The 13,728-nt window shown below is 58.5% G+C and carries 6 protein-coding genes; 4 read left to right on the top strand and 2 right to left on the bottom strand.

Annotation, left to right across the window (positions count from 1 at the left end; translation table 11 throughout):
* Positions 1 to 984 carry a LacI family DNA-binding transcriptional regulator gene (locus tag QOT07_RS17300; protein ID WP_099061596.1) on the bottom strand — a complete coding sequence of 328 codons (984 nt, stop codon included), beginning with the start codon at positions 982 to 984 and terminating at the stop codon, positions 1 to 3.
* A 270-nt stretch (positions 985 to 1,254) separates the two neighbouring features.
* Between QOT07_RS17300 and idnO the strand changes: the two genes are divergently transcribed.
* The 3 genes from idnO to elaB all read left to right on the top strand — a co-directional run bounded on the left by idnO (position 1,255) and on the right by elaB (position 3,472).
* On the top strand, positions 1,255 to 2,019 hold the full coding sequence (idnO, locus tag QOT07_RS17295) for a gluconate 5-dehydrogenase (RefSeq protein WP_085117744.1): 765 nt from the start codon (positions 1,255 to 1,257) through the stop codon (positions 2,017 to 2,019).
* 24 nt (positions 2,020 to 2,043) lie between these two features.
* On the top strand, positions 2,044 to 3,075 hold the full coding sequence (idnD, locus tag QOT07_RS17290) for an L-idonate 5-dehydrogenase (RefSeq protein WP_283604386.1): 1,032 nt from the start codon (positions 2,044 to 2,046) through the stop codon (positions 3,073 to 3,075).
* 85 nt (positions 3,076 to 3,160) lie between these two features.
* Positions 3,161 to 3,472: a stress response protein ElaB gene (gene elaB, locus QOT07_RS17285; RefSeq protein WP_112348855.1), complete on the top strand. Its 312-nt coding sequence runs from the start codon at positions 3,161 to 3,163 to the stop codon at positions 3,470 to 3,472.
* Between the two features lie 43 nt (positions 3,473 to 3,515).
* Here elaB and QOT07_RS17280 read toward each other — a convergent pair whose 3' ends face one another.
* A complete protein-coding gene (locus tag QOT07_RS17280) occupies positions 3,516 to 12,158 on the bottom strand; it encodes a glycoside hydrolase family 94 protein (RefSeq protein ID WP_283603648.1) in 8,643 nt (2,880 codons plus the stop codon).
* 286 nt (positions 12,159 to 12,444) lie between these two features.
* Between QOT07_RS17280 and menF the strand changes: the two genes are divergently transcribed.
* Complete coding sequence (gene menF, locus QOT07_RS17275) at positions 12,445 to 13,725, top strand: isochorismate synthase MenF (RefSeq protein ID WP_283603646.1); 1,281 nt, start codon at positions 12,445 to 12,447, stop codon at positions 13,723 to 13,725.
* Positions 13,726 to 13,728: the final 3 nt, after the last annotated feature.

The raw sequence follows: 13,728 nt of genomic DNA, 5'->3' as shown, positions 1-13,728 counted from the left end.
TTAAATGGTGCCGCCGAGTGAAATGCGGTAGTGCAGGTCAACGCGCTCAATGCAGGGCACCCCTTTGATGCGTTTCAGCAAAATCTCTGTAGCGACCTTGCCCATATCAAACCTTGGGGTGATCACGCTGGCGATCCCCGGCGTGGTAGCCTTACCGATATCCAGACCGTGAAAACCTGACAGGGCGATATCCTGCGGGACCTTCAGCCCGAGCCGCAGACACGCCTGCAATACGCCCACCGCCAGATCATCATTGGTGCACAAGATAGCATCCAAATCAGGGTAGAGCTGTCGCGCCATCGCCAGCATGTCGGAGCCGACCGAGACCGACGACACCCGATGCGGCGTGATTTGCCGCGGCATCAACCCCTGCTTCTCCATCGCCCGGCAATAGCCCTGGAAACGTTTGGTGTCGCGTGCGTCGGACATGGCGCCAAAGTAAACCACCTGACGTTTACCGCTGGCGAGCAGCGCTTCGGTCATGTCAAAACCCGCCTGATAGTTATCAAACCCCACGGCGATCCGTCCTTCAGGCCCTTCAAGATCCATGACCTGCGCCACCGGGATTTTTGCCGCCGCCAGATATTTTTCCGCCCGCAGAGTGTGCTCTGAATCGGTGAGGATCAACCCGGCGATCGGGTAGGCCAGCAGTTGGATAATGTGCTCTTCTTCCCGCTGACGACTGTAGTCATAGTTCACCACCAGGGTTTGATAGCCGTGCTCCAGCGTGATGGATTCGATACCGGCCAGCAGATCGGCAAAAATCTGGTTGTTGAAGGAGGGGATCAACACGCCAATACGCGGTTTTTGAGTTGAGCGCGCCTCATCGCTGTCGGTGAAGTTAACTTCTTTCATCACCTGGGCAATTTTCGCGGCGGTTTCGGCCGCCACCTTTTCCGGCGTACGCAGATAGCGGCTGACGGTCATTTTGGTCACACCGGCGAGCAGTGCAATGTCCTGCAGCGTGACGCGTTGGTTCTTCATTCAGGGGCCTTAACAGGGTGGAGCGGAAAGATGGCTAATTCTGCCATGTTAACAAATCGATCTGGTGATAACAATCGACGTTGTAAAGTATAAACTTCATGTTTTTCAATTAAATATGGTAATTCCCTGCCCCGGGTGAATGCGCGGCTTCACGTTAAAGGTAACAGCTTTTAGTAACACTGTTTTAAGTGATCTTTATCACGTTTTTACCGACGGCGATCCGCTGAGATAGGCGTCAGTCCTATCCAAATGCTATTGCCGGGGAATGTTATGAACACCTTATTTTCACTGGATAACAAAAAAATACTGATTACCGGCGCTTCTCGAGGCATTGGTTTTCTGCTGGCTCGTGGGCTGGCGCAGTATGGCGCCCATATTCTGGTCAATGCCACCACTCAGGAAAACGCCCAGCGTGCGGTTGAAACACTGCGCCGTGAAGGGTTCCGCGCCGATGCGGCGGCTTTTGACGTCACCGACTCACAGGCTATTCATGCTGCGATAGAAAAAATCGAGGCGGAAAGCGGCGGGATTGATGTGTTGATCAACAACGCCGGTATTCAGCGCCGTCATCCGTTTACCGAATTTCCGGAAAAAGACTGGGACGACATTATCGCCGTCAACCAGAAGGCGGTATTTATGGTGTCACAAGCCGTAGCGCGCCATATGGTGCAGCGCCAAAGCGGCAAAATTATCAATATCGGCTCGATGCAGAGCGAACTGGGCCGCGACACCATCACGCCGTATGCCGCCTCCAAAGGTGCGGTAAAAATGTTGACGCGTGGCATGTGCGTGGAGCTGGCACGCTACAACATTCAGGTCAATGGTATCGCACCGGGCTATTTCAAAACCGAGATGACCCAGGCGCTGGCGGATAACCCGGAGTTTACCGCCTGGCTGACCAAGCGTACCCCGGCCGCCCGCTGGGGCGATCCGCAGGAGCTGATCGGCGCGGCGGTGTTCCTGTCGTCCAAAGCCTCGGATTTTGTTAATGGTCATCTGCTGTTTGTCGATGGCGGCATGTCCGCTGCGGTCTAGCCGCCTGCTCAAGGGAAAATCATGATGAAAATTCAAACTCAATCCTGCGTGGTAAACGGCAAATATGACGTGGCGGTGGTGGAGCAGGAAGTGGATTATCAGGGGATCGGTACGCTGGTGAAAATCACCCGTGGCGGCATCTGCGGTTCCGACCTGCATTATTACCAGGAAGGCAAAGTCGGCAGTTTTCAGGTGCGGCAGCCGATGGTGCTCGGCCATGAGGTGATCGGTGAAGTGGTGGCCAGTGATACCGCGCGGCTGCCAGTGGGGCAGAAGGTGGCGTTAAACCCCAGCAAACCCTGTGGACAGTGCAAGTATTGCCTGGCGAGTCAGCAAAACCAATGTACCCAAATGCGTTTCTTCGGCAGTGCGATGTACTTCCCGCATGTTGACGGCGCCTTTACTCAGTACAAGGTGGTCGATAGCGCCCAGTGCATTGCCTTCGATGCCGATCGCGATGAAAAGGTGATGGTGTTTGCCGAACCCCTGGCGGTGGCGATCCACGCGGCGAAACAGCCGGGTGAGGTTAAAGGGAAAAGGGTGTTTGTTTCCGGCGTTGGCCCGATTGGCTGCCTGTTGGTGGCGTCACTGAAGGCGCTGGGCGCCGACGAAATTGTCTGTGCCGATCTCAGCCCGCGTTGCCTGGATATTGCCCAGAAAATGGGGGCGACCCGTTGTCTGCATGCCGGCAATGACGATTTTAGCCCCTACCAGCAGGAAAAGGGGGTCTTTGATATCGCTTTTGAAGTTTCCGGCCACCCACTGTCGTTGCAGCGTTGTCTGGAAGTCACCCGCGCCAAAGGTACGGTAGTGCAGGTAGGCATGGGCGGCAGTTTCCCTGACTTCCCACTGATGTTGCTGATCGCCAAGGAGTTGACTCTGCTGGGATCGTTTCGTTTTGTTGAAGAGTTTGATTTGGCGGTGGCCTGGTTGGCCGAGGGGACCGTCAATCCGTTGCCGCTACTGTCTGCCGAGTTTGATAATCAGCAACTGGCACAGGCGTTGACCTTTGCCGGTGACAAGAGTCAGGCGGCCAAGGTACAGCTGGTGTTCTGATTTTAGCCGATAGTCTGATGGCGAAGAGCGGTGATCCTTGTCTATAGTTAAGGGCCGTTTCATTTTTTATCACGGAGAACTTAACATGGCGAGAAATACGGATGCGGATCAAACCACGCTCGATGACGATCTGAGAATGCTGAGCGACACGCTGGAAGAAGTGTTGAAGTACTCCGGCGATCGTGCCGATCAGGCCTATATTGACATCAAGGCTCATGCCGAAGAGGCGTTGAGCGAGGTCAAGTCACGACTGGCTGACTCTACCGAGTCCTACTATGCGCGGGCCAAGGATGCGGTTTGCCGCACCGACGGTTACGTGCGTGAAAACCCATGGCACAGCGTGGGCATCGGCGCGACGGTCGGTCTGGTACTGGGCTTGCTGCTGGCGCGTAAATAACGCCTGTCAGAAGGTGGGCGCGGCAACCGCCGCGCCCTGACATTTACTGCCCCAGCGTGACCTCCACCTGATGGACTTTCCCATCGTCCAGCAGTGTGATCACGGCCTCCGGCTGTTTTTCACCGTCGACAGTCACCTGCGCATCTCCCTGTCCCTGGCGGACAATCAACTGATACTCGCTGCCTCCTTCCCGATAGTTAACCGTCACCTGCGGCCAGTCGGCTGGCAGACGGGTGTTGACGGTCAGCCGATCGCCATGGCGTTTCAGCCCCAGCAGAGACTCGAGGATCAGCCGGTACATCCAGCCGGCCGAACCGGTATACCAACTCCAGCCGCCACGGCCAACATGCGGTGCCACCGCGTAAATATCGGCGGTGACCACGTAAGGTTCGACCTTGTAGCGCTCGGCAGCGGTGCTGTCCAGGCTATGGTTGATCGGGTTGATCAGCGCCATCAATTCCCAGGCGCGTTCAATATTGCCCATCTCGGCGAAGGCCATCACCGCCCATACGGCGCCATGGGTATACTGACCGCCATTTTCCCGCACGCCGGGCAGATAGCCGCGAATATAGCCAGGATTAGGGCCATTGCCGTCAAACGGCGGCGTCAGCAATTTGATCAGACCGGCCTGATCGTCGACCAGATGTTTGTCCAGTGACTGCATGGCCTGCAGGCTGCGCGGCTGATCGCCGGCCCCGGACAGCACTGACCAGCTCTGGGCGATGGCATCGATACGGCACTCGGCCGACTGATGAGATCCCAGCGGTTCCCCACTGTCAAAATAGCCCCGGCGATACCATTCGCCGTCCCAGGCGTGGTCGCGCAGATTATCGCGCAGGGTGGCGGCCTGTTGACGACACTGCGTGGCCAGGTCGGCGTCGTTACGGCGTTGCGCCAGTTCACCGTAGCGCTGCAAAATATGGAACAGGAAGAAACCGAGCCACACGCTCTCACCGCGACCCTCCAGGCCCACCATATTCATGCCATCGTTCCAGTCACCGGCACCCATCAGCGGCAGACCGTGTTCACCGAAGGTCAAGCCGTGTTTCAACGCTCGCACGCCGTGCTGGTACAGGGTTTCCTGCGTTGCACTCAGGGCCGGCTGTTCGTAGGAAGATTCGTCGCCCGGCGCCAGCTTGCGCGCCTCCAGATAACCTACCTGTTCGTCCAGAATGCTTTGATCGTCGGTGGCGTCCAGATAGTGACAAATCGCCAGCGGTAGCCACAGATAGTCATCTGAACAGCGCGTGCGCACCCCATTACCCTGTGGCGGGTGCCACCAGTGCTGCACATCGCCTTCGACAAACTGACGTGAGGCGCACAGCAGGATCTGTTCTCGCAGGCGCTCAGGGGCGGCGTGGGTCAATGCCAGCGTATCCTGAAGCTGATCGCGGAAGCCAAAGGCACCGCCGGATTGGTAGTAACCGCTGCGCGCCTGAATTCGGCAGGACAGGGTCTGGTACAGCAGCCAGCCGTTGGCCAGCAGATCGACGGCCGGCTGCGGCGTGCCGATCTGCACCTTGTTGAGAATGCCGTCCCAATGCGCGGCGACCTGCTGCAGTTCATCTTGCAGGCTGTCTTCCCGCAGGTAATTTTGCAGCAGCGCCTGGGCCTCATCGGCGTTTTGCCCCAAGCCGAGGGCGAATACAAAGCTGCGCTGATCGCCGTCGATCAGACTGATGGCCGACTGCACGGCGCCACAGGGATCCATGGCTGCGCCGACCTTGCCAGACAGCCGCCGCAGCTTCAGCACCGCCGGATTGGTTAGCGAGCCATTGCGGCCAATGAATTCACGCCGATCGCCGCTGATCGAACAGTGCACACCGGTCACGCCAAAGAAAGCCGTGCGTTCCGATCCGCTGCTGCCGTAGTGGTTGGTGGCCAGGATCCCGCAGCCGCTCTCGAGCGTTGCCGCCTGGGTGACGATGTGCATGGCGGATTTTTGCCGTAAATCGCCGAGGATAAACTCCACATAGCCCGTGGCAGATAGCTTGCGCGTGCGCCCGGAAGTGTTGGTCAGCGTCAGCAGGAACAGTTTGACCGGTGCCTCTTTGGCCACCAGCACGGTGAGCTGGCTGTCGATACCGTTTTCGCGGTGATCAAACACGCTGTAGCCAAAACCGTGGCGGGTCAGATAGTGACCGCGGCCGCGGGCGGGCAACGGTGCGGGCGACCAGAAATGCCCATTCTCTTCATCACGCAGATAGAAGGCTTCCCCACTGCGGTCACAGATCGGATCGTTATCCCACGGCGTCAGGCGGTATTCATGGGCGTTTTCGTACCAGGTGTATGCCTGACCGCTTTCCGAGATCACCGAGCCGAACATCGGGTTGGCGATCACGTTTGACCAGGGCGCGGGGGTGATCTTGCTTTCATTCATCGCAATCACATATTCACGGCCATCCTCCGAGAAGCCGCCGAGACCGTTATAGAACTGCAGTGCGTCAATGGCGGGCAACTGCGGCGAATGCAGGTTACGCGGCAGATTGTCCACCGTGGCCAGTTTCGACGAGGCGGTCACCGGCGACAGCGGTTGCTGCGGAATTTGCGGCAGTTGCAGGCGCTGATTGAGCTGTTCGGTCAGTCCACCGCGGCGATCGTCGAGATAAATCCGCGCCACGCTGAGCAGCAGGCGGTGATCATCCGGTGACATATGTTCGCTGGTGCGCACGAAGATGCCGCCGGGCTTGTCGGTCTGGGTAGATTCCATCCCGGCGGCGATCAGGCTCATGATCTGATTTTGCAGCTCCTGGCGGTAGCCGCCGACGTCTTCGTTGAGGATCACCAGATCCACCTGCAGCCCTTTCAGACGCCAGTAGTTGTGCGCCTGGATCAGCTGCTGCACCAGCTCGATATTTTCACCGTCGGTGACGGTCAGCAGCACAATAGGCAGATCGCCGGAGATCGAATGTCCCCACAGCCCTGACTGGCCACGGCGGTTTTGGATAATCTCGTTGCTGGCAGCGCGCATTTCCTGCGCCGGGAACACCACCGCGCTGGCCAGGCGATTGAACAGGTTGGCGTCTTCCTCGTTGGCATTCAATTGACGCAGCACCACCTGGCTGTGTGACCAGGCCAGTTCAAACACGCGGTCCGCCAGATGACGGTCGCGGTATTTTTCCAGCATCGCCAGGCTGCTGACACGGTCTTCACAGACGCCATAGAAAATATCCAGCGTCAGCGGCACGTTCGGTTCCAACACCACGCGCTGGCGAATAGCGATGATCGGATCAATCACCGGACCGGCGCTGTTGCTCAGCGGCGTATTTTGATACAGCGCCTGGGGGTTGGCCGGGGTACGGCCACGGCCGATAAATTTGGCACGGTCGGTTTCAAACGACGTTTGGCTGCTGCGGCCCTGTACCGTCATCATGTGCAGCAACCACGGGCATTTCTCTTGCGGTTCGCGTGGGCGGCGGTGGCACAAAATAGCGTCCTGATCCGCCAGCAGCTCGGTTTGTACAAACAGGTTGCTGAAGGCCGGGTGAGCCAGATCGTTGCCGGCCGGCGCCAGCACCACTTCCGCATAGCTGGTGACTTCGATAGTCCGCGGCTGTTTACCACGGTTGATCAGCGTCACCCGGCGTAGCTCGATATCATCCTCCGGTGACACCACGATCTGCGTTTTGACCGACAACGCGCCCTGCTGGCGCTGGAACTCGGCGCCGGCATCGTTGAATACGGCGCTGTACCCCTTGGCAGCACCGCCGATCGGCTGCCAGGTATTACTCCATACCTCGCCGGTTTGTGGATCGCGCAGGTAGCAGAAAGCGCCCCAGTTATCGCAGGTGGCATCTTCACGCCAGCGGGTCAGTGCCAGGTTCTGCCAGCGGCTGTAGCTGCCGCCCGCCTGGGTCAGCATCAGGTGATAATTGACGTTGGACAGCAACTGCACTTCCGGGATCGGCGAGTCCACCCGGTTGAATTCGCGTGCGGCGAAGCTGGCCGGGGTAATGGTGCCCTCATGGGTTTCGAAGTGGCGGCGGGTGCTGTACAGCTCAACCGCATCCGGCACCCGTTCCTGCAGCAGCAGGCGTGTCGACTGGAATGCCGGATAGTCTGCAAAGCGCGCCACCATCGGCGCATCCAGCAGCAGGTGCGACAGGGCCAGGAAACTCATGCCCTGATGGTGCGCCATATAAGAACGGATAATCACGTACAGCTGACCGCGGCTGAGGCGGGCAGTGGTGTAATCCAGCGCCTCGTAGAAACCATAGCGGCCTTTGGCGCCGTTTTGTTCCAACGTGACCAGGTTATTGCAGGCGGCGTGCGGATCGACAATCAACGCCATCAGCGTGGCGTAAGGTGCGACCACCATATCGTCACCCAGCCCGCGTCTCAGGCCCAGTCCGGGCACGCCAAAGGCATGATACTGGTAGTTTTGATCGGCATCGAAGCCAAAGTAGCCGGATTCGGAAATGCCCCAGGGCACGCCGCGTTCCTTGCCCCAGGCAATCTGCCGTTCCACCGCCGCCCGGCACATTTGCACCAGCAGCGAATCAGGGTAGGCGGGCATCACCAACTGCGGCATCAGGTATTCAAACATTGAACCGCTCCACGACATCAGCGCCGGTTCACGGTCGATCACGGTGAACAAGCGGCCAAGCGCAAACCAACTGCGCTGCGGTACCTGGTTAGTGGCGATAGCGACGTAGTTGGTCAGGCGGATCTCCGATGCCAGCAGATCGTATTTACTGCTGTCCATGCGGTTTTGATCGCAGTTAAAGCCGACGGTCAGTAAATGGGTCGATTCGTCATACAGGAAGTGGAAGTCCATCTGCGCCATTTTTTCCAGCCGTTGCTGCAGGCTGTACAACTGGGTCAGTCGTTCCTGCGCCAGGGCGCTGGCTGCCTCGAGTTGGCTTTGCTGCTCCGGCGACAGCTTCAAGGTTCCCGGTGGGTTAGCCAGCCAGTGCAGGCTGGGCACCTGTTCCAGTTCTGACAGACCGTCGCTCAGCCAGTCGCACCACTGCGCCCATTCCGCACAGAGCTCATTGAGCTGTTGATGCAGTGCACCGGCCCAGCGTTGGGTTTCCTCATCGTGATTCAGTGCCGGCTCTTGCAGCCCGTTGCTGTAATTGCGCATGGCATTCAGCTCCGCCAGCAGGGCGGCGGGGTGGCTGTGGTGCGCTCGCTCCCAGTGATTACGCAGCTTCGACAGGTTTTTCGGCGCAGCGTCGCCCCAATGTTGCTCCAGCAGTTGCAAACTGTCGCCCAGCCCGGCCAGCATCTGTTGCGGGTCAATGACCGGTTGGTGAGCCAGGGCCGGCAAGCCGGCGCTGAGGGTCAACAGGTGACCGGCCAGGTTGCCGCTGTCGACGCTGGAGATATAACGCGGGGTCAGAGGCTCCAGCGTGCGAGTGTCGTACCAGTTGTACAGGTGGCCGCGATAGTGTTCCATGCGGTCGAGGGTATTGAGCGTCAGCTCGATACGCCGCAGTGCCTCACTGAGCGTCAGATAACCAAAGTCATAGGCAGTGAGGTTCGCCAGCAGCGACAGCCCGATATTGGTCGGTGAAGTGCGGTGCGCGACGACCGGTTCGGGTATTTCCTGATAGTTATCCGGCGGCAGCCAGTTTTCCTGTTGATTGACGAAGGTATTGAAGAAGTCCCAGGTCTGGCGGCTGGTATGGCGCAGGAAGCGCCGCTGTTCATCGTTAATGGCGGTTTTACTGCGCTGGGGTTCGTGGCTGAGATAGCACAGCAGCAACGGCGCCAGCATCCACAGGGCGGCCAGCGGCAGAGTGATAAACAGCGCCATCGGGTTATGCATCAGGGTGAAGAACAGCAGCACCAGGCCGGTCACCGGATTGATCCACATCGCGCGGTAGAAGTTTTTCAGCGTGACCTGCTGGCGGGCTTTGGATTGATCGTAACTGGTCCACTCCTGCAGGTTGCGTTGAGTGATCAGCAATCGCCAGAGGGTGACGGCAATCGCTTTCAGGCTGTACAGCGTTTCATGCGGCAGCGTGGCCAGCCGTAATCCAACCTGCGACAGTCGGCGCAGTGAGCCTTTCAGCGCCAACAACAGGTGCTGCAGGAACGGCCTGCGAGGCGGTTTGTGCACGATGTCCTGCACCAGCGCCAACAGGGTCGGCAGCAGCAGAATAATGGCGAACACCGCCAGCCAGTAACGGGTATTCGGCAGCCAGACGAAGCCGCAAAACAACAGCAATAGCAGGCTGGGTGCCGTCAGGCTGCGACGCAGGTTATCGAACAGCTTCCAGCGCGACAGGGTGCTCAGCGGGTTGGCGGTACGGCTGCCGTCTGCGGTTTTCACCCGTGGCAGTAGCCAGTTGAGCAGTTGCCAGTCACCGCGGATCCAGCGCGAACGCCGCGCCACGTCTACCAGATAATTACTGGGATACTGTTCATACAGCAGCACGTCACTCAGCAGGCCGGAGCGGGCATAACACCCCTCTAGCAGGTCGTGGCTCAGCACCAGATTCGGCGGACAGGTTCCCTTCAGACTGTGTGAGAACACGTCTACGTCGTAAATCCCCTTACCGATAAACGAGCCTTCGCCAAACAAATCCTGATAGATATCCGAGGCCATCAGCGTATAGGGATCGTTACCCGGCGTACTGCTGCACAGCGCGGCATAACGGCCCTGACCATAGCTTGGGATCTCCTCGGCCATGCGTGGCTGCAGGATGGCATAACCTTCCACCACCCGTTGCTGACGCGCGTCATACTGGGGCTGATTGAGTGGATGGGCCATGGCGGCAATCAATTGGTGGGCGCTTTCGCGCGGCAAGACGGTATCGCTGTCCAGGGTGATGACGTATTTGACGTTTTTCAGCACTTCCAGCCCGTCGCCAATCTGGGTGCAGAAGGCGTTGCCACGGTTGCGCAGCCAGTCGTTCAGCGCATTCAGTTTGCCGCGTTTACGCTCCAGTCCCATCCACACGCCCTGTTTTTCGTTCCATTCACGGTTGCGGTGAAACAGGAAAAAATGGCTGGGTCCTTCACAAGGATAGCGCCCGTTCAACGCCTCCATCTGTTGGCTGGCATAGGCCAGCAGTTCGGCATCGTCCGCGTGCTGTTGTTGCGGGGCATCGTTGAAGTCGGTAAGCAGGGCAAAGTGCAGATGTTTCATCGCGTTGCCCAGATAACAGACTTCAAGAGCATTGATCAGCTTATCGACGTCGCTTTTACTGTCAATCAGCGTCGGTATCACCACCAGGCTACGGAACTCGGCCGGAATGCCGCAGGAGAAATCGAGCCTCGGCAGCGGTTGTGGGGTACGGCTGCGGGTAGTGACCTCGCTGAGCAGGTTGAGCACGAATTGGCTGATGACGATCGCCATGGGGAAAAACAACAGCGCCAGCCCCCAGCTGATGCCGGTGCTGTAAGCGTGGCGCAGCAGCTCGGCGCAGCAGGCGGTGGTGATCAGACTCAGGCTGCCGAGCCAGGAAAGCAGCGGCGCCTGACTCAACGCATGGCGCAGGCGGGTAATACGGCCGAGGCGCACATCAAGTTGTTGCTCCAGCTCCGGGCGACCATCATCAATCAGGTAATAGCCGATGTGGTTGCAACGTGGATCGCTGGAGGGAATTTCAGCCGCAATGCGTGCCATATTCAGCACATGCTGGGCGACCTGCACCTCATTGTGCGGGCAATGCCGCGCCAGCATTTCAATCACGTGGCGGTAGTTGTCGCGGGTGGTGAAGTGCATCAACGGGTAAACCCCGGCCGGATCCTGGCGCAGAGTTTGTTCCACCTGGCTCATGGTTTCGACAAATTCAGCCCAGTCCATTTCGCTCAGTTGGCGCAGCCCGGAAATACTGTTGCTAACCGACAGCTGGCTGACCGCCAATTGCTGGTTAAAGCGGTGGATCAATTCGTCGGAGGTCAGGCCGACTTCCGCCAGGCGCTGCTCCACCCAGGTGAGCGGCAACGCCAGCATGGTGCCGTGACCCTGCAGGCGGCGAACCAGCTCGGCGACGAAGGCACTGGTGCGCGGGGGATTGGATCGCGCCATGTCGGCAATCACCACGATCAGATTGGCCGGATCGTTTTCCGCCGATTCCAGCATTTTAGTCACCCAGCTGTCGGCCAGATTGCGTTCCTGCTGCGCCTGGGCCACCTCAACGCTGACGCGCCGCAGGTTTTCGATCAACGCCAGGCGCAGCATGCCAGGCAGCGCCCAAAGTTCACCCAATGTCAGATTGGCTTCTTTTTGATAGGCGGCGATATAGCGCGTGAGGCTCTCGGCATCCCAGCGGCCGTCACCGTGTGCAATGGCTTCCGAAGCAACGTCATAGATGCGTGGACAGTTATGCGGTGCACTCAATTGCGGCAGGCCGCGCCCGAAGGTTTTCGGCAGGTGATGGCGCACGACGCGGATTTGTTCTTCGATCAGATAGTAGTTATCCAGCAGCCATTCGCCGGCGGGGGTCATGCTGGCTTTCTTGCCATTGCTGAGTTGATGGCAGCTTTCCGCCAGGATGCGCTCGTTATCATCCAGTCGTTTCAGCAAGTAGTAGGGAGTCTTACGCGTCGCCAGCTTGTGGGAGCGCGCCAGACGTTGGCCATAGCGCTCCATTTGATCGACAGAAAACAGCTCGGCCTTGATCGTTCCGCCGCTAGGCTCGGGTTCTCCCTTGCCGCGCCGGGCGGGTAAAGATTTTACTTTCGGTGTTCTGCGTTGTTTTTTTAACCAATTGATTAGTATTTCTTTCACACAAAAGCTCCTTACATCTGACCCAAAGGGCAGCCGGTGAAACCGCTGGGAGATCGTGAATATCCTGTTTTTAGCGCCGGGCAGATTTGGCGTGGGTTCGCAGCAGGCAGGAACATGCCTTCTCAGTATAGCTGCATAATGGCATGTTGGCCGTTTTTTGAACTAATTGTTTAATTTTAATAAACAATTAAAGACCGCTGGCGTTGATCCCCAACGCTATTTTTCCGCCGTCCTGCCTTGATTTGCCGTATAATTCCTTACATTAAGCTTGGTTATTGAGGTGGTCGTGGAACAACTTTCGGGATTGCTGAGGCGGTTACGCCAGCAGCTTGAACAACCTTTTCCTGCTGTGGGTGGTTTCCGGCAGCTTTCACTTCCCGTACCGGCACCGTTAGCCGACCATTTGCTGGAGTGGCTGGCGGCGCAAGCGGCATTCCCGCAATTTTATTGGCGTCATCGCGATGGGCATGAGGAGGCGGCAGTCTGCGGCGCAGTATGTCAGTTTAGCCAGCCACGGCAGGCACAGGCATTTCTCAGGGAGCATGAGGGAGCGCGGGTATGGGGGCTGAATGCTTTTGACGGTGTGGCCCATTTATTTTTGCCACGGCTGGAAATTCTGAGCCGTGACGGTGAAACACAATTAACTCTGAATCTGTTTTCTGCCAGCTCGCTACGTGAAGATGCGGCGTTAGCCGGCCACGGGCTGGAGCAGCTCTCGTTGGCAAGGCCCATCACGCCATTAAAGGCGCAGGTGACCCAGGTGCAGCATCAACCGGATTTTGCCGGGTGGGAAATCATGCTGCACGACGCACTGCAAGCGATAGGTCGGCAACGGATGGAGAAGGTGGTGTTAGCGCGCAGTACGTTACTGACGCTGGATTGCCCGCTGTCTGCACCGGCGATGATGGACGCCAGCCGCCGGGTGAACCACCGCTGCTACCACTTTATGCTGCGCTTTGATGCAGATTGCGCCTTTCTCGGCTCCAGTCCGGAAAGGCTGTATCTGCGCAACGGTCGCCATCTGCAGACGGAGGCGCTGGCGGGCACCGTGGCCAATCACCCCGATCGACAGCAGGCTCAGACGCTGGCGCAGTGGTTATTGCAGGATGGCAAAAACCAGCATGAGAATCTGCTGGTGGTGGATGACATCTGCCAACGTCTGCAAGGGGGAGCCGATGCGGTGGATGTGTTGCCGCCGGAGGTGGTGCGCTTGCGTAAGGTGCAGCATCTGCGGCGTCGCATTGAAGGCCGGCTCAACCAGGGTGACGATGCCGATTGCCTGCAGCGCTTGCAGCCCACGGCGGCGGTTGCCGGGCTCCCACGCCAGGCTGCCCGCGAGTTTATTCTGCAACATGAACCTTTCGACCGTGGCTGGTACGCCGGATCTGCCGGTTACCTGTCTTCTTTCCGCAGTGAGTTTTGTGTGTCCCTGCGCTGTGCACAGCTCGATGACCAGGGGTTGTGGCTGTATGCCGGTGCGGGCATCGTGGCCGGCTCTGACGCTGCCGCAGAGTGGCAGGAAATTGAAAACAAGGCCGCCGGGTTGCTGAGCTTGCTGCAACCCTAAGCC

The sequence above is a fragment of the Serratia proteamaculans genome (genome assembly GCF_949794035.1).
GTDB classification, from domain to species: Bacteria; Pseudomonadota; Gammaproteobacteria; order Enterobacterales; family Enterobacteriaceae; genus Serratia; species Serratia proteamaculans.
This window is presented reverse-complemented; position numbering and strand designations above follow the sequence as displayed.